This is a genomic window from Vibrio sp. D431a (assembly GCF_030248655.1).
Taxonomy (GTDB): domain Bacteria; phylum Pseudomonadota; class Gammaproteobacteria; order Enterobacterales; family Vibrionaceae; genus Vibrio; species Vibrio alginolyticus.
This window is the reverse complement of the sequence record NZ_JAHGAP010000002.1, coordinates 185,579-208,416: the sequence shown is the minus strand read 5'-3', so window position 1 is coordinate 208,416 and position 22,838 is coordinate 185,579. Positions and strand designations below refer to the sequence as shown.

Annotated in this window: 16 protein-coding genes; 8 read left to right on the top strand and 8 right to left on the bottom strand. The window is 47.0% G+C overall.

Annotated elements, in window-relative coordinates:
• Nucleotides 1-127: 127 nt before the first annotated feature.
• The 3 genes from KJB35_RS03200 (at nucleotide 128) to KJB35_RS03190 (ending at nucleotide 2,675) form a co-directional block, all read left to right on the top strand.
• Entirely contained in the window at nucleotides 128-772 is a 645-nt protein-coding gene (locus KJB35_RS03200) for a recombinase family protein (RefSeq protein WP_138939488.1), read from the top strand.
• Nucleotides 769-1,953, top strand: coding sequence for a multidrug effflux MFS transporter (locus KJB35_RS03195; protein ID WP_213907538.1), 1,185 nt, complete (start codon nucleotides 769-771; stop codon nucleotides 1,951-1,953). The genes KJB35_RS03200 and KJB35_RS03195 overlap by 4 nt, the downstream gene beginning before the upstream one ends.
• Nucleotides 1,954-2,030: 77 nt before the next feature.
• A complete protein-coding gene (locus KJB35_RS03190) occupies nucleotides 2,031-2,675 on the top strand; it encodes an START domain-containing protein (RefSeq protein WP_158173281.1) in 645 nt (214 codons plus the stop codon).
• An 83-nt stretch (nucleotides 2,676-2,758) separates the two neighbouring features.
• Here KJB35_RS03190 and KJB35_RS03185 read toward each other — a convergent pair whose 3' ends face one another.
• A complete protein-coding gene (locus KJB35_RS03185) occupies nucleotides 2,759-4,513 on the bottom strand; it encodes a hypothetical protein (protein ID WP_213907537.1) in 1,755 nt (584 codons plus the stop codon).
• Nucleotides 4,514-4,940: 427 nt separating this feature from the next.
• Between KJB35_RS03185 and KJB35_RS03180 the strand changes: the two genes are divergently transcribed.
• Both KJB35_RS03180 and KJB35_RS03175 read left to right on the top strand, forming a co-directional pair.
• Nucleotides 4,941-5,894 carry a M23 family metallopeptidase gene (locus tag KJB35_RS03180; RefSeq protein WP_053307982.1) on the top strand — a complete coding sequence of 318 codons (954 nt, stop codon included), beginning with the start codon at nucleotides 4,941-4,943 and terminating at the stop codon, nucleotides 5,892-5,894.
• Entirely contained in the window at nucleotides 5,798-6,250 is a 453-nt protein-coding gene (locus KJB35_RS03175; protein ID WP_080773744.1) for a polymer-forming cytoskeletal protein, read from the top strand. The genes KJB35_RS03180 and KJB35_RS03175 overlap by 97 nt, the downstream gene beginning before the upstream one ends.
• Before the next feature lie 87 nt (nucleotides 6,251-6,337).
• Here the strand turns inward: KJB35_RS03175 and KJB35_RS03170 are convergent, their stop codons facing one another.
• Nucleotides 6,338-9,088 (bottom strand): pitrilysin family protein, encoded by a 2,751-nt coding sequence (locus KJB35_RS03170; RefSeq protein WP_213907536.1) that lies wholly within the window; start codon nucleotides 9,086-9,088, stop codon nucleotides 6,338-6,340.
• A 364-nt stretch (nucleotides 9,089-9,452) separates the two neighbouring features.
• Between KJB35_RS03170 and KJB35_RS03165 the strand changes: the two genes are divergently transcribed.
• Nucleotides 9,453-11,339, top strand: a complete 1,887-nt coding sequence (locus KJB35_RS03165) for a methyl-accepting chemotaxis protein (protein ID WP_025768674.1) — start codon at nucleotides 9,453-9,455, stop codon at nucleotides 11,337-11,339.
• A gap of 117 nt (nucleotides 11,340-11,456) precedes the next feature.
• On the opposite strand, the gene fecE is transcribed toward KJB35_RS03165, so the two are convergent.
• The 6 genes from fecE to KJB35_RS03135 all read right to left on the bottom strand — a co-directional run bounded on the left by fecE (nucleotide 11,457) and on the right by KJB35_RS03135 (nucleotide 19,546).
• Nucleotides 11,457-12,221, bottom strand: coding sequence for a Fe(3+) dicitrate ABC transporter ATP-binding protein FecE (gene fecE, locus KJB35_RS03160; RefSeq protein WP_054575393.1), 765 nt, complete (start codon nucleotides 12,219-12,221; stop codon nucleotides 11,457-11,459).
• Nucleotides 12,222-12,223: 2 nt separating this feature from the next.
• Complete coding sequence (locus tag KJB35_RS03155) at nucleotides 12,224-13,195, bottom strand: iron ABC transporter permease (RefSeq protein WP_017634500.1); 972 nt, start codon at nucleotides 13,193-13,195, stop codon at nucleotides 12,224-12,226.
• On the bottom strand, nucleotides 13,192-14,151 hold the full coding sequence (locus KJB35_RS03150) for a FecCD family ABC transporter permease (protein WP_373417389.1): 960 nt from the start codon (nucleotides 14,149-14,151) through the stop codon (nucleotides 13,192-13,194). The genes KJB35_RS03155 and KJB35_RS03150 overlap by 4 nt, the downstream gene beginning before the upstream one ends.
• Nucleotides 14,152-14,225: 74 nt before the next feature.
• Nucleotides 14,226-15,149, bottom strand: a complete 924-nt coding sequence (locus tag KJB35_RS03145; RefSeq protein WP_053308093.1) for a Fe(3+) dicitrate ABC transporter substrate-binding protein FecB — start codon at nucleotides 15,147-15,149, stop codon at nucleotides 14,226-14,228.
• A 101-nt stretch (nucleotides 15,150-15,250) separates the two neighbouring features.
• On the bottom strand, nucleotides 15,251-17,389 hold the full coding sequence (gene pvuA, locus KJB35_RS03140) for a TonB-dependent siderophore vibrioferrin receptor PvuA (protein WP_017634503.1): 2,139 nt from the start codon (nucleotides 17,387-17,389) through the stop codon (nucleotides 15,251-15,253).
• 120 nt (nucleotides 17,390-17,509) lie between these two features.
• Nucleotides 17,510-19,546, bottom strand: coding sequence for a TonB-dependent siderophore receptor (locus KJB35_RS03135; protein ID WP_149191698.1), 2,037 nt, complete (start codon nucleotides 19,544-19,546; stop codon nucleotides 17,510-17,512).
• Nucleotides 19,547-19,794: 248 nt separating this feature from the next.
• On the opposite strand from KJB35_RS03135, the gene KJB35_RS03130 reads away from it, so the two are divergent.
• Both KJB35_RS03130 and KJB35_RS03125 read left to right on the top strand, forming a co-directional pair.
• The gene (locus KJB35_RS03130) at nucleotides 19,795-21,006 is read left to right on the top strand and encodes an acetyl-CoA carboxylase biotin carboxylase subunit family protein (RefSeq protein ID WP_149191697.1); all 1,212 of its coding nucleotides are present in this window, start codon (nucleotides 19,795-19,797) and stop codon (nucleotides 21,004-21,006) included.
• Nucleotides 21,003-22,835: an IucA/IucC family protein gene (locus KJB35_RS03125; protein WP_149191696.1), complete on the top strand. Its 1,833-nt coding sequence runs from the start codon at nucleotides 21,003-21,005 to the stop codon at nucleotides 22,833-22,835. The genes KJB35_RS03130 and KJB35_RS03125 overlap by 4 nt, the downstream gene beginning before the upstream one ends.
• The last annotated feature ends 3 nt before the right edge of the window (nucleotides 22,836-22,838 follow it).

The window sequence follows — 22,838 nt, the reverse complement described above, 5'->3', positions numbered from 1 at the left end:
TCGGTTGGCTTTTTTATGTGCCTCTGACTCCCAAACGGCTCATTTAGTGTTGTCAGTATTAATGAACCCATGTATATTTGTGAGCCATTACACTATATGAACCAAACAAAAAAGGCTCATAATCCTTATGACCACGTATCTTTACACTCGTTATTCGCCAAAAAATCGAGCTTACCAAGAGCACCTTAATACTCTAAAAGCTTTTGCACCCGAAGCTCAGCATTTTGAGGATAAGGTTCGTGGTTGCATGCCTCCAACCGAGAGAGAGGCATTCTTACGACTGCTCGATTCCGTCAGAGCTGGGGATACGATTGTGCTCTGGTGGCTGACCGCATTTGGTCGCGACTTTAGTCAAGCATTGAACACGATAAAAATGCTACTCGATAAAGGGGTAACATTGAAAACCGTATGTGAATCAATAACTTTTGAGCCAGGTTCTGTTCAAACTCAAACACTACTCACAGTGTTATCTGGATATGGGAAAGTGCAGACTGAACATCGCCTGTTTGCCGCAGAGCAAGGGCGACAGGCCATTAAAGAGCAGCCAGAATTATGGAAACAGAAGTTTCGCGGCCGCCCCGCAAACAAAACCAAACACCAACAGATCGCAACGTTACTGCTAGAAGGCTACACATTGCAAAACGTAGCAGAGCAATGCGAAGTCAGTCTATCGACTGTGAAGCGGGTCAAAGCAAAGCTAAATGAAGTGGATGACGAAGGCGGCTTAAGATCACGACGCCAAAAAGGTTGTTTGAATGGAGACCAGTCATGAGTCGCCCAATCAACTTTCATACTATACTACTCGCCTGTCTTATTATTAGCGTTGGCCAGTTGAGCATGGGGCTAGTCATGCCCTCTTTGCCATGGATAGCAAAAGACTTTTCCATCTCCCTCGACCAAGCTCAACTACTTGTGAGTATTTATTTGCTCGGCTTCGGCCCCTCTCAATTTATCTACGGGCCAGTGTCAGATGCTTTAGGACGAAAAAGAGTATTACTTACCGGTTTACTCATCGCGATGTCTGGTCTGCTGATAATTATTTTCTTCAGTGACACATTTACAGGGATGGTGATGGGGCGCTTTTTACAAGGGTTAGGTACAGGATGCTGCGCGGTACTCGCGAGGGCGTCGACTCGAGATAGATTTAGCGGGGATGAACTCCCAGTGGCAATGTCTTACATCGCCATGGCGGCTTCAATCACGCCACTTATTGCACCTGTGATTGGCGGCTTTATCAACTTCCACTTCGGTTGGAGTATGGTGTTTATTTCTCTATTGGGCTATGTCTCGCTGGCCTGGGTAATCATCGCCTTTAAGTTCACAGAAACCATCACAAAACGTTCTGTCATTCCGTCACCCCGAAAAATGTTACTCCAATACAAGAGCTTACTTACGTCTCGTTACTTTATGAGTTTCGCCAGTATCAGTTGGTTAAACTTCAGCTTAATGATTACGACAGTCTCTGTGATGCCATTTATCATGCAAGATCAAATTGGCATGACCTCCGCTCAATACGCGATGTGGGCGCTCATTCCCGCTTTGGGTATGTTATGTGGTACCACGATTTGTAACCGAGTAAGGCCAATTATTGGCAATAAAAAAATGCTGCTTTGCACCCCATTTCTTCACCTCGCTGCCGCAATGTGGTTATTTTTCTGCCCTGTTGAGCCTCTATTTCTGATGCTAGGACAGCTATTAATGATCTTGGGTAATGGTATTGCCCTACCTTGTGCACAAGCGATGGTAATGCAACCTTATAAAAAGCAAGCAGGTGCCGCAGCGGCAATGTCTGGTGGTGGACAAATGGTCGTCTCCTCATTGGTCAGCTTAACTCTGGTGCAGCTTGGATTGAGTCAAGCATGGCATCTAGCGATCGTTATCGTAATATTTGCATCGCTTACCTTCACCAACATTCAACGTGGCTTTAGTGCAGAGCAACCTTCAGAACAATAACAAAAAACATACTATTGTCCTTATAGCTACAACAAATCGTATAAACTTAAATTTAGGAAAAGTTGGCGGATACTAACATGATGTTGCATTTAAGAATGGGCGCCTTAACACTCGCCACATTGATATCCGCTGGTACTGATGCGAGCGCCAACGAGAACTGGCAGTTCGAGCGTGACAAGAATGGAATCACAATTTACTCCCGAGAACATAGTGACGGTTTAGTTGAGATCCGTGCCCGGATGTTCACACCCACCAGCTATGGTGCATTTTTAACGCTACTGGAAGACAGTGACAATATCCCGAACTGGATTGACAATGCCAGTCATAGCCGGGTTTTAAATCAGATATCGGCCACCGAGAACATCGTTTACACCCAGTTTAAAGCACCATGGCCTGCCAAAAATCGGGATATGGTCACCTACTCAAAGTACTGGGTCGATGAGCTGGGATTCACCATAGAAATCAAAAGCGCACCTGACTCATATCTTGCTGAACAAAATGGTTATGTTCGAATTCGCTCGGTTGATGCGACTTGGGAGTTACAAAAACTCACAAACGATACAACACTAGTGGAATACAAGGCGTTTGCTGACCCCGGAGGTCTATTGCCAAACTGGCTGATCAACAAACTCTCAAAAGAAAGTGCATGGGCGACATTTAGTAATTTAAGAAAAGAGTTACCTGAATATCAGCAATACTCTCATCCTCAAATAGATGAGTAAGCGTCGCTCTTCCCACTCGCTTTTTAATGCGGTACATAATAATAACAAAAGGCGGCATTGCGCCGCCTTTTCTACTCAATGTGTTACTGCTGTGCAACCGTTACAGGTTTAGTTGCACCGCGGTAATCAAACTCAAAACCAATACCTTGGTCTGTCACGTCCATCGTCATACCACCAACAAGCTCGCCTTGTAAGCTTTTGACAACATCATCCGGAACCGGCTCCCCTGTGATTGACGACGCACTCTCTAACACTTCCAAAATACGCTCTGAATCAAAATCAAAGCTGAACAAGCCATTTGGAGAAAGTGATTGCGCCATCACTTCTTTGCTTGCTTCCGCAGCACTATCACCACTGTAAAGGGTGAAATGGTTTTCGTTTAGACGAGCAAACACGTCCACCTTCATGCCAGTATGCATTTCTAATAGGTCACTGACATTAACAGGTTGGTTATCCGGTTGAATTTGCAATTGAGCAAGTTCAGGAACGAACATTTGCGCAGTTTGAATAAGCATCATTGGATCATTGGCAGAAAGAGACAACATACCATCTAGCTGGCTAAATACTTCACCATGCTGAGCATTAGTATCTACTTTGATATCAAACATTTGCAGGCTTAACCCTTTAAGGCCGTTAACCATGCCTGACCCCATGCTTACAGCGGCTGCTGGATTCTGGCCGCCCATCTCTTGCTGCATTTGTGTCAATAAAGAGCATTGGTATTGAGGCTGAGTCAAGTCAGCCCAAATCTGACCAATCGATGGCGCTAGCGTATTAATGTCTAAGCCAAGCGCCATACTAAAGAAACTCTTATCACTTTTAGACTCTGCCAATACACCACGAATCGACTTGAGCGCATCTAGAATCACTTTATTGTTGGACTCAACAACAAAAGAACCTTTAATGAACGCCTGATCGCCTTTCATCTTGTATTCTGCAAACGCGACGGACTGAGGCCAGTTTTCTGCAACTTGAGTAAGCTCAGTATGGCAGGCTGGTGAACGCATTTCCTCAATAGTTGGTTCAGGATCTATTGCATCCAACGTGCTGATTTGACGAGCAAACATATTGCCATCTTTCGTCGTCAAACCTTTAATCACTTCGCGATGATCAAAGTAACCAAAAGAGTTGTTGTTTTCACCGTATTTGGCTTGCAACACCTCAAGACGTCCACTCTCAGCAATATTTTGACTTGGTGCTTCAAGCCCTAATGCCATTTTAATCGGGTTTTGAACGCCCAGTTGCGGAACATCAACCGTTAACGTAAGCACGTTATCAACCACGGCTACAACCAAGCCAATACCGTCCTGCGGGTCAATTGAATCAGTCATCTCGTAACGACGATACTCGACGTCACCAAGCTTAACCAACTCATGCTTAGCGCCGCTCATCTGCTCTTCATGATCCAGTGTTTTCCATAACGCGGCAGGGTCTTCAATATCCACTTTGTACACGGGTACCATACCAATTGTGTACAACACAGGATTAATGTTTTCCCCGGTGCCCAAATAAGCTTTTAATGTTTCTGGCGACGCAGCACTCTCTAGGTATCCATCGAATAAGTTAACTGCAAACTGCTGTTGTGGAGACAGTGGTTCATCGGCAAAAAGTTCTGCAATCGAGCCTTGATTCGCCGTACCGAATGCGTTCATGTATTTATAATGGTTAAAAGGTTCTGTCTGATACGTCACCATAAGTGAATCTGCAGGAACTTGCGTTAACAGTGAGCCTGCATCACTCGCGGTAGTATTGTTTTGGTACAGGTAGCCAGCGCCCCCTGCTGCTGCGACCACTGCTGTAGCCAATAGTAGTTTTTTCACGACCAACTCCGTTGTCATAGTTATGTGTTCCTAAACGAAATGTAACGCTTAGGTTTAAAGCCAATGAATAGTGCTTTATATCAACCGCTATCATAAACAAGTTATCGATGTAATGAATGTCGGTTTGATAAATTATCCAACATTTATAAGGCAAACCGTGAAGTAAGTTGAATTGCGTGCGGATGCTATTGGCAATATTCACAATCCAATTTCTCGGATAACCGCCTTAAAAATCATAATATTCAGTTAAATGAAGCGATTTGGAGTAATTACGACCAAAATCAGCAGAATATTAAATCTTTATTGAGTCTTTTATCTAATATCTGAAAACGCCTCACGACCTGACACTTCTTTCCAATTTGCCTCTGGCGGTCCCTACTCGTTTTCCTTACATTCCTACTAACTCAGTGACGAGACGTATACCAAATACGAGCAATAGAAGACGATGAAAGACCAGTTGACGATCTCTATATCAACTATCAATGGCTCAAGACATTGGTACTTCAGTAAAAGGATGCAACGTAACATAAAAACGTTTTTCGTTTTTTTTGTTGTTGCTCTGGCCGCGACCGTAATCTTAATTCATCACTTGTACACTCGCGTTGATAATGCAGCGTTAAAACAAGCTGAATTGACAGAGCATTCACGCACCATGGGTGAAGAGCTCAGCACACTGAAAACACTTAAATCAGAGCTAGAAAATGACCTTTCAGAACGGGAAGAACGGGTACAACTTGTTTCGGAACGTTTGGGTGAATTAGAGAAAGTGCTTGGGGTTGGAGAACATACCTCGACAAATAACTTGGATGCTAGGCTCGATGCGGCGGCGATAACCTCAAACGTTCGCATGGTGTTATTAAACCAAATACCAAGTGGTTCTCCAGTCGGCAAGGTACGGCTATCTTCCGGATTCGGTAAGCGTATCCATCCGGTGACAAAAGTTGCCAAGATGCATCGTGGGCTCGATTTTGCCGTAAATATCGGCACCAAAATTTATGCCCCTGCCGATGGGGTAGTGGAAGTCACCCGCCGCAGCAATAAAGGCTCTGGTAACTTCCTCAGGCTGCAACATTCTTTCGGTTTTTCGAGTTCTTATTCGCACTTGAAAGCGTTCAAAGTAAAAAGTGGTCAGTTCGTCAAAAAAGGGCAGCTGATTGCAATTTCCGGCAACAGTGGGCTCTCTTCTGGCCCTCACCTGCATTACGAGGTGCGATTTGTTGGGCGAGCACTGAATCCGAAACCATTTGTCGATTGGAGCCTTAATGATTTCGAAGACATTTTTACTAAGGAGCGAAGAATACGATGGGAATCTTTAATCAAAACAGTGGAACAACGAGTAGCTCAGCAGCTTCAACTCTCATCGCCAAAGGCTGTTCTCTTAGCGGAGAACTCAAAGTAGAAAACGATGTCCAGATTGATGGCATCGTCGATGGTCAAATTAACGTGGAAGGCACTCTCGTTGTCGCAGAAAGCGGGCGAGTAAACGGTGAAATCTACGCTAAACAGCTGATCATTAATGGCATGATGGACGGAAACTGTCACGCAGAACACATTCAAGTGCTTGCCAAGGGACGCGTAAGCGGTAGGATCTGGAGCAATAACCTCAGCATTGAACCTGGTGGCAAATTCTTTGGTGAAGCAGCCGAATTACCTGAAAAGGAAGTGGTAACGTTAAAGGGTAAGGCTCAAGACAGTGCGATCACAAAAGAAAACAACACCAACAATGAAAAGCGACTTGCGCGTAAATCAGCATAAAAGCTTTGATTAAAGTGCTTAAAAAAGACGGCTTTCACGCCGTCTTTTTTATTACTATTGCCACGATTTTCGTCAGAAACTACGTGATTATTCGGCCGGATTTAAAACCATCACCGAGCGTTTTGCTTGTGGACCAAAAGCTGATTTTGCATGCGCTTTCACTTCATCTAACGTCACACTTTTAGCCACTTTCTCAACGTCAAGTAACACATCGACGCCGTAATCATGCACCAAATAACGAGTATATGCCCATGATCTCTGTGCTGGGTTGTCATCCAATCCTTGCATCGCGACTGCCAGTTGTTTCGCGGCCGTATCCACTTCTTTTTGGGTAATATTTGACGCTAAATCATCAAACACTTTGCCCAGTTTACTCTCTAAAAGAGCCACGTCTTTGGGCTCGACTTGAGACTCCAAAAGCCAATCAGAGATGGGTTCGCGATCTTGTGTCATGGTGTAAATGCTTGGGCTGTAATCAAGGCTAGACTCTTCTCGCACAATATCCAAAACACGCGCATTACTAATACGTTGCAAAATATCTTCGATAACCGTGTCTCTTGCCGTACGTTGGTAATCGCTCGTATTAGTCAAACGCATTACATACAACGATGAAGGTTCATGCCCATCCGCAACCACAGTTCGCTCCGGCACTTCCGGGTTAAACGCAACGCGATAATCAATCGAACGACTAGGTTTCATTTCGATAGAGGCCACATACTTACGCAAAAGTGGTGTAATTTCTTCCGGCTCTACGTTTGCAACAATAACCATCTTAAAACCATCATTGGTTTTGAAAAGTTGCTCATGCACCGCTAGTATCTGCTCGGAAGTCACTTGTTCAACATCATCACTGGACACTATACGATGACGACTCCCCGGCAAATAAGAATTGCCGTTTGCTTTTTGAATCAGTTTTCCCATCGGTGATTCAAAAAAAGCGCCGCTCTGCTGTTTAAACTCTTGCTTCGCTGCCGCCATCTGGCGCTCGTCGACTTTAATCTCCGTCGCTAGGTTGTATAGTCCATTCAAAGCATCGGTTAGGTGCGTATTTGGCGCCGTAATTTGCGCTCCGTGACTGGTCGCATCAAGCATCGCGCCAAGCGCAATGTTGTTTTTGCGTAAGTAGCTATCTAGCTCTGAACCAGAAAATGCCCCTAACCCACTGCGTATTGCCGTTGTTGCTGCGATTTCATAAGCGGCATACAACGTCGGATCAACAGCGGCTTTACCACCTTGGCTCGCATAGTAAATATACGCTCGACCACCCGCTTTAGTATCTTTTTGGAACCACACTTCGACACCGTTTGATAGCGTATAGACTTGAAAACCACCCGCTTCCTGACGCATGCTCGTGATGCTGCCTTCCTGGGTAGGCTTTAAGAATCCATCCACTTTGTCATACATCTCTAACGGTTTTTCGCCAGTTTGAAGATAGGCACTGTTTAGAGCGGCAAATACACCATTGAACTGTTCTGACGTTTCGCTTTTCCCCAAACCAATAAAAAAGCTTGGCTGCTGAGATAACAAAGCCGTCAATTGTGTGTTAATGCTCTCTAAATTCTCGTTGTTGATGAATTCTGCCAAACTCTGGGCATAATTCTCTTTTGATTGGCTGACACTGTCTTGTCCAATTTGAAAAACACGTGCTTCTGCGTAACTGTTTGGCTTACGCTGACTCCAATCTGAATCAATATTTGCAAGTTCACCTTGCCAATTTGACATAACGCTATCTAACTCGGATTGAGTCGCACCATAATCTCTCAACGACGCCAAGGTACGAATGAAAGTCTGGTGCATTTGTTCGCGGCGATCTGGTGCAAACGAAATCCCTGCCGACATCATACGCTGATAGTTAGAGTAATAGGGCTCTGCATAAGCGTATTGAAAAGGTTCAGCGGCATCACTGAGTACACGGATCAAACGCTGTTGAATGAGTTGTGTTGCGACTTCATCACGCCACACTTCATGTTGTTGCTCAATCGTCGTGCCGCCACTTAGACCACGCTCAATCACTAAATGAAGACTGGGTGATTCCATCGTGTTACTTGGCAAGATTCTGTTTTCGTTGTTCACTCGAATATCACGGCGCTTCTCTATTACCGTATCCGAGGTACTTTCCCAGTTCGAGAACTTGCTTTTGATAATCTTGGACAGTGAATCTACGTCGATATTACCAGTCACAATCAACTCGGCATTTTGTGGCTGGTACCATTTGTCGTAAAACGCCTTTAACTTACTTGAGGAAGCATTTTGAATCGCTTCGCGAGTACCAATTGGGTCATGCTCACCATACATAGTGCCTTCAATCGAGGCTTGGTAAGCATGCATAGAAAAGGACTTATCATCCGGATTAGCACGTCGCCATTCCCCGAGAATCACCCCTTTTTCTTTCTCTACTTGCTCAGGAGCAAACTCAAGCCCGTTACCGATATCTCTCATCCACTTTAGGGCATCTTCTAGCTTCGTATTATTCGCAAGGTCAAGTTGGTAAGACGTTTGCTGATAACTGGTAAAAGCGTTGATATCAGCGCCAAAGCTACCACCAGATTGCTCGAAAAGTTTGACAACGTCGTTACCGGTAAAATGCTCACTACCATTAAACGCCATATGCTCAACAAAGTGAGCGTAACCCTTTTGAGAGGATGTTTCTTGGAATGAGCCGATATTCATCACCAAACGGACCGAGACTTCTTGGTCTTCTGTTGGATAAAGATGGTATTTCATACCGTTCGATAACTGGTCCACGTGCCAGTTGGCGTCAGGTTGAATCGGCGTCGACTGTTGTATCAGAGCACACCCTGACACTAATAACGCGGGGACTAACAATATACTGCGCATAACGATTGCCCATAACAATGATTAAGCTAATCAATATATATCCGGTGCTATAACCTTCACATTTTTAATGGATTATCAAATACGCAAATGTGATAAAGATCACCATTTATTGAAATGAATTCTCATTTACAAAAATCGACAAATCCTTACTTTACAAATACATAAATAATATCATCCCAAATCCTTTTGCTTATTTGATGTAAAACTCAAATTCGCGACATGGAGTCAGTATTTATTTTGAGCAATAAAATATAATTATTGAACAGATTCGAATCTGACTTTCTGCTGCATATTCAACAGCGCAGAGAGCACTGATGAGAATAAAAACACAACTACTATTATTCAAAGATCTATTATTCGCTTTATGTTCAAAAATCTATCATTAAAAAACAAACTGGCAATCTCTGCCAGTGCCGCCATCATTCTAGGGGGAGTGCTGGTAGAGGGGCTGTCTTTTCGAGATTCATTAAATAGGCTCGATGTCGAAGTCGCACAGCGACTAGAAAGCACTAGCGCATCTTACAATCAATACGTAAAGGACTGGCTACTCTCTAAAGAGCGCGCACTAACTTCACTCTCTTCTGATTCAGAGAAACGTTCTCTGGTTACGCATTTGAAACAAGTCCGAGACTCTGGCGCGTTCGATAACGTTTTCCTCGCTTACCCGGACGGGTCACAAGACAACGCTAATGGGGTGGTTTTGCCACCAGGTAATAACGATCCTCGTAAGTGGGGTTGGTATACCAATGCAATCGCCAACCCATCGAAAGTCTTTATGGATAACCCAACCGTCGCAGCAGCCACGGGGGCTAACGTCGTGTCGCTCGGTAAAGCCCTGCAATTGCATGGTCAAACCGTCGTTCTGGGTGCTGACGTAGAGATCGGTGATATCCTGAACAGCCTGAACCAAGTGATCCTACCGGGTGAAGGTTATATGTTTATTGCCAATGAACAGGGCAATATTTTCACTCATAACAACGGTAAACTGCTGAATCAACCGGTTAGCAAGCTAGGCCTCAACAACAACGACATTACGTCTGCCGCACGTTCAGGTACAGAGCGTCGCGTCTCTATTAACGGCACCGAATATGTGATTTACGCGCGCCACATAGAGGGTACCAAGCTCACAACAGTGACGGTGTTAGATCAAAACTCGTTGGTTGCCCCACTCTACGATGCTGTTTGGGATCAGATCATCGCAACCACCATCGTCGTCGTTATCTGCGTAGCTTTGTTTAATCTGCTATGTAACATCTTGTTCCGTCCGCTCTACAACGTTTCGAATGCGCTTGCACAAATCGCAAACGGTAGCGGCGACCTAACTCAACGCATCAAAGTAGAAAACCGTGACGAAGTTGGTGAGCTGGCTGAAAACTTCAACCAGTTCGTTGAAAGTTTGCAGCAACTTATTGGTCACATTCGTCACCAAGCGGAAGAACTGAGCCAACAATCGGAGCTGAGCACGAATCGCGCGAATCAATCGGTTTCCGATCTGAACCATCAGCAACAAGAAATCACGATGGTGGCGACCGCTGTGACTGAAATGGCATCGGCAACGCAAGAGATTGCAGCACATGCAGAGCAGACGGCTAAAGCCGCTCAAGACTCTTCAGCGAGCACACAAAATGGTCATGAGTTAGTGATCAACTCCAAGTCATCCATCAACAATTTGTCTTCTGAAGTCAACCAAGCGAGCGTTGTCATCGGCGAGCTCAACCAGCACGCGCAAGACATCTCAACCGTACTATCAACGATTCGAGACATCGCAGAACAAACCAACTTACTGGCTCTGAATGCGGCGATTGAAGCGGCGCGTGCAGGTGAACAAGGTCGCGGTTTTGCCGTTGTTGCAGACGAGGTTCGCGTGCTATCACAACGCACACACACCTCAACCGAAGAGATTCGCTCGACGATCGAGACTTTGCAGCAAACCACACAACGCGCTGTGACCATCATGGATACAAGCTCTCAGCTCGCGCAAGGTTCGGTGGAAGATGCAGATCGCGCAGCACTGGCTCTGGATGAAATCAACGCAGCCGTTGCGCTGATCAGCGATATGGCAACGCAAATCGCGACCGCCGCCGAAGAGCAAACGCACGTAACCAATGAAATCACGCAAAACGTCACGTCCATTAAAGATGTGACCGATCACTTGGTAGTTGGTGCCGAAGAATCGATGAATCAATCTGCTGAGCTGAAATCGCAAGCTGAGGATCTCAACTCGAAAGTGGCAACGTTTAAACTGGCTTAAACGCCACATTAAGGACACTCTTAAAAATAACAAACCCCGCTAGCAACTTTGTTACTAGCGGGGTTTGTTTTTATGGATCGACGTTTTTATTGAAGATAGCTTTCGAAAGACGTAAACCTACACCGCCACACACATCGGCGTGCCTGAGATTGGGTCGTTAAATACTCTCGCTTGTAAATCAAACACCGATGCCAACATACCTTCTGTCAGTACCTCTTGCGGTGTTCCCTGCGTGACTAACTGACCTTTTTCCAACACCACCAAATGATCGCAGTAACGGCACGCTTGGTTTAGATCGTGCAGCACTACGACCACTGTTTTGCCTTTGTCGTTCATCTGCCTCATGAGTTTCATCAGCTCAACTTGGTGAGAGAGATCCAAGTAAGTGGTTGGCTCATCAAGCATCACTACGTCGGTATCTTGCGCCATTACCATCGCAATCCACGCCCTTTGCCTTTGACCGCCAGACAGCGATTCAACTGGCTTGTCAGCAAACTCAATCACGCCAGTATCTTGCATTGCTTGCTCGACTAAGGTCTTGTCTTGTTGACTTAACCGGCCCCAATGAGAGAGATAAGGCGAGCGGCCATATTCGACCAGTTTTCTGACGGTAATACCTTCAGGACTGACAAGAATCTGCGGCAGCAAAGACAACGAACGCGCCAAGCGTTTATCCCCGTAGCTGCTTAGTGGTTTGTCGTCATACAACACTTGGCCAGAAGCGGGTTTATTGATGCGTACCAAGGTTTTTAATAGTGTCGATTTACCGCAACCATTTGGACCAACTAGTGCGGTAATTTTACCTTGAGGAATCGACAAAGAGAGATCTGGAATGATGGTCTGTTTGCCGTACGCGACGGATAAGTTCTGCGTTCGTAACATGCTTACCAACCTCTATAACGATACAAAAGAAAAATGAAATATGGTGCGCCAATAACAGATGTCAGCACTCCCGCTGGTAGCTCAATTGGCGGCTGTAAGCCTCTCGCTAAACCATCGGCGCAAATCACCAACAAAGCGCCAAGGGTTGCAGCGGCTGGAATCAACAACTTGTGGTTGTGGCCAAACAGCAAACGCGCAAGATGCGGCGCAAGCAGGCCAACAAAGCTGATCGTGCCTGCCACAGACACACTGATACTCGCCAATAGCACGGCAGCAATCAACGCAATAATTTGGATCTGTCTTGGTTTCGTGCCAAGTGTAGTGGCGCTTTCTTCTCCCAGTCCCATAACATCTAGCCGCCAAGCCAGCCAAAACGCCAATGGTAGTAGCAGCAATAAAGCACTCCAAATAAACGGCACTTGTTGCCAGTTTCGTCCCCACAAACTGCCGGTTAGCCATACCATCGCCGTGTTGATTTCAATAGGGTGCACAATCAGAAGAAAATCGATACCGCTGGCTAAAAATGCGCTGACAGCAACACCAATCAGCGCCAAACGTGCTGGTGTTGGTTTCGACCAGTAAGCCAGCACAGCAATAAAGCCAGCAGCAAGCAAGCCTCCCGACATGGCGACCATCGGCAACATTGCCACTGGCGCATTCGGATACAGCACCAAACAAGCGGTAGCCGCCAGTCCTGCTCCGGCGCTTATCCCCATTAAATCTGGTGAGGCAAGTGGATTACGGATGACGCCTTGAACTAAAACGCCTGACAGCCCCAACCCAGCGCCCACGCCAATGGCGAGCAACATTCTCGGTAATCGATATTGGTGAATCACAAAGTCCGAGTCAGAGAAAGAAAACAGCAATGCAAAAACCTGTTGAGCCGACATGTTCGCCGCGCCAACAAACAGCGTGAGAGAAGACGCAATCAGCAACAATCCAACTAATGCAAACAGTTTGGTTTGATTCATCATGATGATTTCCTCATTGCAATCGCGATAAAGCAAGGTGTGCCCAACAGCGCGGTAATCACGCCCACTGGCGTTTCAGCCGGAAAGGCAATCGCGCGTGATAAAGCATCTGACCACGTGACCAATGCCGCGCCACACAAGGCGGAAACCGGAATGAGAATGTGATAGTTGTGACCAACAATCGGGCGTACCAAGTGCGGCACTAACAACCCGACAAAGCCAATTGGTCCAGCAATCGCTACGCTAGTTCCTGCCAACAGCACAACCGCTAAACCACTGATTAATCGCGTAAGACGAATGTTACCACCCAACCCGACAGCAACTTCGTCCCCCAACGCGAGTAAATTTAAGTTTCGCGCTAAGCCCATGGCGAGCACCAAACCTAAAGTCGCAAAAGGCCACAGTTGCTGCCACTGCTCAGAATCTACCGCGGAGAGTGAACCCGTTAACCAATGCAACACGCTGTAAGCCATGTCATCCGCCAAAATTACCGACGCACGAGTTAACCCTATCAGCAGTGCACTGATGGCAATGCCCGCTAGCACTAAACGCAATGGGTGAGAACGCGCGGAGAAAAAACCGCCCAACAACATGACCGCACCACCACTTAGTAGCGCGCCGAGTACTGCGTTGATGATTGGGTTCAATTGACTAAAGAATGGTACGCCGATGGACGCCAAGGCCATAAAACACGCCGCACCTGCATTAATGCCGAGAATGGATGGCGACGCCAAAGGGTTACGAGTCAATCCTTGCATCAGCACTCCGGATACCGCAAGCGAAGCGCCAATTAATAACCCAGCATAGGTACGAGGCGCACGCAGCGTCGCGAGGATTTGATGCAGCATATTGCCCTCATCAAACGCAAACCAATAGCTTGTCAGATCATTAACGCTCAAAGAAAAGTTGGACCAGCCAATCATTGAGGCTGCATAGCCTGAGAGCGTACACAACGCCATAGCACAGACAAACAAGCTCGCTTTCCAATGCGATTTGCTAACCGAAGACGCGCTTTCCGAGCTTATCGCCGAACTCATGAGCGCTCCAATAACGCTTCAAGATTGCGGGCAATTTCTTCCGCAGCCAACATGCCGCGATTTAACGACCACAGTTCAGGAGATACCTCAACAAGTTGCTGTTTTTTCGCAGCGGTTAGCAGCTTAAATAATGGGTTTTTGCGCCACTCATCCACAATATTTGGTTGAGAGTAAAGTCCAACTAACAACCAATCAGGGTTGGTTCTTAGTAAAAGTTCGAAACTGGTTGGGATATACGCTTTTTGCTCAGATGGAGCCAGCGGGCTTTGGATGCCCAGCGTACTCAAAACGCCCCCAGCGTAAGAAACCGGGCTATGCAGCCACATCCCTTTGTCAGAAACCACACCAAACTGAATGGTTTCTTGTGTCGCAAAATGCTGTTTGAACTCCGCCATTGTCTGTTTGTGCTGCTCAATTCGTTGTGTCATTTTCGCTTGCTTGCCAATCGCAACCCCGATTTTCTGTGCAGATTCGAGGTTTTCTTTATACGTCTCTCCACGGCTTTTTAACAGCAAGGTTGGCGCAATTCGCTGCAAATCTTGATAAATCGCGCGATGACGTTCGGCATCGGCAATGATCAAATCCGGCTTGAGCACCGCAATCGCCTCTAAACTCGGTTGTGAACGCATGCCGACCGATTGCCAAGGTTCAATCTTGGCGCGAACAGCAGGGATGACTCGTGTGGCATCGTTGTCATCGGCGACGCCTACAGGTGAGACATCGACTGCCGCTAATGCATCGACAAACGAAAATTCTAAAACCACAATACGTTGAGGTATCGCTTCTAGCTCAAAAGTGCCTTGCTCATCTTGCACGCTGCGCACCTGAGCACTTGCGGAAAATGACATAAAAACTGAGCTCAACAGCATCAGCAAAACGGTTGAAAAGTGTTTGATCGTAAATTGTTTTTTATTTTTCATCTTGCTTTTTTCCAGTGCTAAGTGTTTTCCAGTACCTAAGATCGGCAAAGTCGCCAAGGTAAATTGGCGACTTTTCTTTTCAAACTCGGTGAACGAAACGCTTAAAACTGATAGTTCAGATCCAGTGTGTAAGAGCGTCCCGGAGCTGGGTACCGACCAACTGGGCTGGTATCAATCCCACGGAAGTAATACTCCTCGTCAAACAAGTTGTTTACTGCAACATTCATGCGTAACTTGCCTTTGTCGTCTTTGTATAAATCCGTACCTAAGTTGAAGTTCCACACCATGTAAGACGGCACTTTGCCCGTTGCACCTGTTGCGTCTTCGGCACTGGTGTTGGCGTTATCGGTATACGAATCACTGAAGTAGAAGCCCGATAGCGTGGTGTCCATGCCGTAAAACGCGTAGGTCGCATCCCAACCAAGTTGATGTTTAGAGGTGTAAGGCAGCTGGTTACCTTTATTCGCACCCTCTTCTTCAAGCGTGGCATCGAGGTAGTTGTAACTTGCGCCCAAGCTCAGAGCAGGTAGAACTTCAGGCACGTAACGAGCAGAAAGTTCTAAACCTTGGTGAAGTGTTTTTCCGATGTTATCGAAGGTCTGCGTTGAGCTTTGCCATTGCAGTTGGTCTTCAAAATCGATGCGATAAAGTGCAGCGTTAAAACTGGTCGCATCTTGGGTGTAACGCGCGCCGACTTCGTAGTTCCAAGCCAGTTCGCTCCCTTCTTCACCCAAGCCTCGGATGTAGGCAATTTGTGGCGCACGAAGTGATTTTTGCGCGTTCGCATACGTCACCCACTGATCAGTTAAGTTGTATGCCACCGTCAAACCTGGCAACCATTCCGTCACGGTGTTGTCTGCTGTTTGTTTTTTACCACGATCGGTAAACGTCATTCGAACCGACTCAACACGCAACCCAGGCGTTACCTTCAATGTATCATTGAACAAACCAATTTCGTTGCTAACGTATCCAGCAAACGCGTCCGTATCTAAATGCCAATCACGCGGAACGCTGGTTGCACCACCGGCGATTGGAGTCTGAGTGAGTTTGTAGTCGATGTCTTCGTTAACATAACGGGTACCCACGATCCAGTTTTGAGTAACGGATTTACCTTCGCCAAAGTACATCGCCATTTTTGGCTCTATACCATACACGGTAAATTCACGTGGAGAGGTACGAACGTCCGTCGCTGGCAAAGCCGGATCAGCCCAATGGCCACCCGCGCTGTTAAAGCCCCACTTGAAAAGACGCTCTGACTTATGGCCAAACGTTAGCACTTCTAGCTCAGCACTGTCGGCAAATGGCAAATCGTGGATGTACTTAACACTCCAGCGTGTCGACTTACCTTCATAATCATCGTAAGGACGTTTCGATTGGTGACGATCTTGTTCGTAGTCTTGTGGCGAAAGTGCGCCCGGCATTTGCGTTTCAGCATCGTAACGTTGCAGGAATGCTTGAATCTCTTGAGTGTCACTCAATAGCCACTGTGCTTTAGCTTGAAAGTTCTTCACGTCCGTATCGGAATGTTCACGGAAGCTTTCACCTTTTAGGAAGTTACCTTCCAACTGCAGTGCAAACGTGTCGCTTAACCAGCCGCCCGTGCGCAGGTAAAAATCATTCAGCGGCGCATCACCGCCATCAAACACGGTAAGGCGGTTACTGATTTCAGTTTGCCACGTGTGTGGAATCGGTTTGGTCACTAAGTTGATCACACCACCGACGTTGTTTGGGCCGTACTGTACTGCGGCACCACCGCGTACAATGTCAATACGATCAAGCATCGACAGTGTTGCTGGGAAGATAGACTGACCAGTGTGACCATATGGCGCAAGTGTTAGCGGTACACCATCCATCAAGAACTGAGCATGACCACTACGGCTTGCTTTCAAACCACGTACGGAAATGTTAGGCAATACGCCCGTTCCGCTTTCATCCTGAACTTTAATACCCGGCACGCGCTGTAGCGCGTTATCAATCGAGCCTGCGGCGGTTTTCTCGATTTGATCGCGGGTAATGACGGTACGAGCACCTGGGTACTCTTTGACGTCTTCAATTTCAGATTTACCAATCACGCTACCAGTGACAACGACGGTTTCCATCGCGGTAGTTTGTTCTTTTTTAGCAGGAGCGGCAACCGCGCTCATGGATGTGGCAGAAGCGATTGCAATCGCAAGCACACTGTAAGTGGTAGACAAACCAGCACGTACACGCACTTTACCATCCAAATTCTGGTAAGACATTAAGATCTCCTTTGCGAGAAATTGAGCCTCGGGCAGAATACATCCCGTAGGCTCTCGGGGCTAAACATCCTCAATATGAGGAAAAAATCGGCTAACAGGCGCTAACTACGCACAAAAAGCCTAGAACTGATATCCGTAGCTGAGCATGAACTCGGCTGGTGCGCCGTAGCCAATCTGGTTTAAGCCAGACGTGCCGTTTGTTGCGCCAAGAATGTATTTCTCATCCAAAATGTTGTAAGCGTTCGCTTGGATTTTATGACGACCAGTGGTGTACGCCGCCATCAAATCCACCGTTGTGTAATCGCCAAGTGCGACAGCTTCGTCGTTACCTGCGTAACGGTCGCCCACGTACTTCACACCACCGCCTAAACGCCAGTTGTCATCCAATTGGTAAGTGCTCCAAAGAGAGAACAAGTGGTCTGATACATCGTTCGGCTTTTTGCCTGTGGCTTTGTCTTCCGCGTCCAAGTAGCTGTAACCCACAGAGATGTCCCACTGTTTGGTGATTTGACCGCGAGCCTCTAATTCAATACCTTGGTGACGCACTTCAATTTTATCGATCACATCGCCGTCCACGTTAGTTTGTGGTTGCTCTTGATCAATCTGGAACAGTGCCGCATTCAACATTAATGCGTTATCCAAAAGGTACGCTTTCGCACCCACCTCTTTTAAGTCGGTGTGGAAGAATTCCGCCAATTTTGGATTGATGTAGATACCAGCGTACGGTAACTGCCAAGAGCGCGCTAAACTGGCGTATACGGATGTGTCGGAATTGATGCGGTATACCAAACCAGCACGGTAGCTGACTTTGTCATCATCCAATTTTTCCTTATCTGAGCCCGCTTTTTGTTGTTCGAGTTCCATCGAGTCGTAACGCACGTTACCGATCAAAGAAAGGTCACCCCACGTATAGACGTCTTGCACATACAAACCTGTCGTGGTGGTGGTATTGTCACGAAATGGCTTAAAGCCCGGATCAGGCGTTGGACCAACGACTGGGTCGTAGATATTTTGCGGAGGAAGCGTTTTGTCACTTGCCAACGTTAGGTCGATATCGATCTGGTTGAAATCTGCACCCACCATCAATTGATTGTCCCTGGTTTCCCAAACCAACTCAGATTGTAAAGTGGTCGTAGTACGTGGATCGTAACCAAAGTTGTTGACGGTTTGAGACACTTCATTACCCGTCACTTTGCCCTGACGCGTGCCTTTTTGCTCAAGTTCGATATGGTTGAATGCCGCTCGGTTGTTCCATACCCATTGATCATTCAGACGCCATTCGTAATCCACCGCAATACGGAGACTGTCTGACTCCTGATAGTCGTTTGTGCCGCCAAAGTAAGTGCTTACTGGCAAATCAACTGGCTTGCCATTTTTTGATGGCACACCACGATACGGCACTAGTTCTTGATGGGCGTATTCCACGTCAATATCAATGGTGTGACCTTCCGCTGGTAACACACGAATGGTCGGTGCAATGAAGAAATCGTTTGAATCAACATGATCAACGTACGAGTTGGCTTGACGGTATTCCAAGTTAATACGCCCGTTGACCTTATCTGTAAACGCCATTGAGCTGTCGACCTGACCAACATACTGGTTGTTGCTGCCTACACTACCGTTTACGTGAGTAAAATTCTCACCGTTAGCGCGTTTCGTCACCAAGTTGATGATGCCCCCAGCCGAACCACGGCCATACAAAGCACCCGCAGGGCCTTTCACAATTTCAACGCGTTCAACGTTCGCTAAGCTGCGGTAAGACTGCAACGTACCGTCATCTCGCAAGCCATCACGGTACATATCGTTGAGTGAATCAAAACCACGGATCATGAACTGATCGCGGCTGCCTTCGCCCAAGGTGTTATTGACCCCGGCTACCCCATCTAGCGCATCCACTAAACGCACCGCGCCTCGGTCTTGCATTTCTGTTTTCGTTACTACGGATACCGCTTGTGGCACATCAAGCCATTCCACATCGGTTTTGGTGCCTGATTGAGGCATGTGTTCAGCATAACCTTCGTACTGATGACCGAAGACTTGAATCGTTTCAGTTGCTGATGGGGTTGAGTTCGTCTCTTCTGAAGCCACTGCGCTTGGTGCTACTAATGAAGAACCAATCGCGACCGCCAAGGGGGTCAGGGTCAATAATTTATTCATTCCATAATTCCGTTTAGTTGTTATAAAGCCAACGGATGGAAATAAGAACAAATATTATTTCTATTTGCAATATTAATTTTATGCTCTATATTTATTTACCCTAAAAACACAACTAACAACAAAAAACCAAATATCATAACAATAAACACTAAAACTTCTGCCCTCCGTCTCGAGAGAGGCACATTGGAAGACGACCGTGAGCGACTTTATCAACGTTAGAAGAAAATGTTAGAAAATTAGGAAAGCTCATGAAATCTACGATGATTATCGTAAGTCATGTCGTTAACGATGCAGTCACTCACGGCTTTGTGCCTGCAGCTAAAGCGATGGACCTTCACGTCGTTCTTATCACCGACCACAAGCTAAGCCATTTAGAGCTGGCGAGTCGTGATAGTCACTTTAATCCGGATACCATTCTAGAATGTGATGTCTTCAACCCATTAGAACTCATCGAAACCATCACGGAGCATGAATTAAAGCCAGACGCTATTTTCAGCAATAGTGATCACTTACAAACTTCCACCGCCATCTGCGCGCAATTTTTTGGTCTACCGGCCAAAGATTGGTCTGTCACGTTAAAGGCCAAAAACAAACACTTAACTCGACAAGTGTTGAATGAAAAAGCCCTACCCAACACACAAAGCTGTTTGCTGCACCGCCATTCGAATGTGGCATTAGGCATGGCCTTCCCTGTCGTAGCAAAACCCAAAGAAGGCGTGGCGAGTTTGGATGTGCAGCGCTGTGACTCCCAAAGCGAGCTCGACGCATACTGCGATGCGTTTTGGCAAAAACACCCAAACGCCGCCATTCTGGTGGAGCAATTCCTTCAAGGGCCTTTGGTTACGCTCGAAACTCTGGGAGATGGTGAGCGCCTTATCGCCGTGGGCGGTTTTGATGTGTCGCTCTCAGAGCCGCCTTACTTTATCGAAACAGCCGCAGACTGGAACGGACCAAACGGCATTGCTCACCGAGAAGCTTGCTTGGCTCAACTGAAAGCGTTCGGCGTTGGTTTTGGAGTTTGCCACAGCGAATTTATCATCACGGAAAACGGCCCAGTTCTGGTGGAAATTAACTACCGCAGCATTGGGGACGGTCGCGAATTCTTGCTCAACAATCTCGCTCACTTCGGCTGGTTTAGCACGATTTTGGGTCTGCATCTGGGTCGAAGATTGGACGGCGATTACCAAATTCATGGTTCAGCGCACGTGCACTACGTAGTTGCGGGACACAGTGGTGTGATTGACGGAGGTTCGACGTCGTTCATCCAACACGATGACGATATCATCACCCAGCAACAGGTACTAAAAACCGCTGGAGAACACTTCCAACAGAGTTATTCCAATAAGGATTATCTCGCCCGAATTTCGATTGTCTCACCATCAGGGCGAAACCTCGACCAAGCGCTGCAGAACGCGCTTAGCAATTTCGATCTCGCTCCGACTCGTGAGGTGGCAGCATGAATGACAACGCTTTGTATCTAACGCAACGATTGATCGACACTTGCTTGCGCGAAGACATGTTTGGCATTTTGTCGAAGGCCAAGTTCAGTAGAGACGCGCCAAAAGGGGTAATTGTTCCTCAAGACGAGCAAGTCTGGCTGATATTTGCCAACTCTGATTTCACGTTGTATTTACCTGTTGCGCCAACGTATTACATGCAGCACTGGCGCTACGGTCACGCCAATGACGAAACACCACCAGGTTGGTGGGTGGAGAAAAATGGCCAAGTCGAGCATCAACAGCATTACAAAGAGTGGATTGCGCTACTAACGACACTGGCGCATGAGAGCTCTCACGAATTATTAGCGGGATATCTTCAAGAACTGGAATGCGCAGAGAAACACAAAGCACTGTGTGACCAAGCGTTTCGTCACCACACCGACCACATTTCTCAACCAATATCCAAGCTTGGCTCTTGGCATCAAAAACTGCTGCTTGCCGACCAGATCGCTTCTTACCTTGACCACCCGTACTATCCAACTGCGCGTGCGAAGTTTGGTCTGAGCGATGAAGACCTTGCTAAGTACGCGCCCGAGTTCGCACAAAGCTTTGCTCTGCATTGGATTGCGATTGAAAAATCACTGGTGACATTAACCAGCGAACAACCTGATTGCTGGCCGACGATGGAGCAAGTGGGGCTTCCTGCTGATTTTGCACTGAGCCACGTACTGTTCCCTGCGCATCCGCTCACCCTTCGCTCTTTAGAAGCCTTACCCGAAGGCATGATAGAAGCGCCGTTGACGTACCTAGACGTGACGCCAACGCTTTCCGTTCGTACTGTGGTAGTCAACGACGCGCCGCATATTCACATCAAAGTTCCGCTGATCATGCGATCGCTAGGCACGAAAAACATTCGCTTAATCAAGCCTTCAACACTGTATGACGGCCACTGGTTTGAACGCCTACTCAGCCACCTTGAACAAACGGACGCCGACTTAAACACTCGCTTGTTCCATTGCAACGAAAAGCACGGTGGACACGTCGGCGAGGATAAAACCTTCGCGTACATCGTACGTGAGTACCCACTTACTCATTGCGAAGACAAAGCGTTAGTTCCGGTTGCAGCACTGGCTAGCCCAATGCCTGACGGTCGCTTGTTTTTAGAACATTTGGCGGAGCAGTACTATCAACAAGATACGCTGGCTTGGTTCCAAGATTACGTCGACCTATTATGCCAAGTGCACCTCACCTTGTGGCTTCGTTATGGCATCGCATTGGAGTCCAACCAACAAAACGCCATCGTTGCATTTGATCAACAGGGCAAAATGACGCTCGCGATGAAAGACAACGACGCAGCGCGAATTTGGCCAGAGCGCTTCCACTTTGCAACAGAGCATGCAGCCCAAAAACACGGCGCAGGAACAATTCCAGTGGATTGCGATGAACTGCTCGACCAACGCATCAAAGTCGACAATGAATTGGCGCTCGGTCAGATGTTTACCACCATCACATTACAACTGGATATTGCAGCGATTGTAGAAGCCATGGCAGCGAAGGGCATTGCCTCTTCAGCATCGCTTTACGCCATCGTGGCCAAAAGCATTGCTGAGCAACTCAACCGATTGGAAGGCGAAGGGTTAGAAACAAAACTGGCACGCGAGTTACTGCAAGAGGCACCTGATTTATACGCCAAGTACTTGTTGAGTTCTGGCAGTTTGCTCTCGAAAGAAGCCTCTGGCGCGAGTGACATCAATAAGTTCTATGGTTTGTCGGCTCCGAACTTCTTGCTGCTTTCTAGCGAAGAAGCGCAACGCGCCTACTTAGAAGCCATCAAAAAAAGCGTACGTTAAACG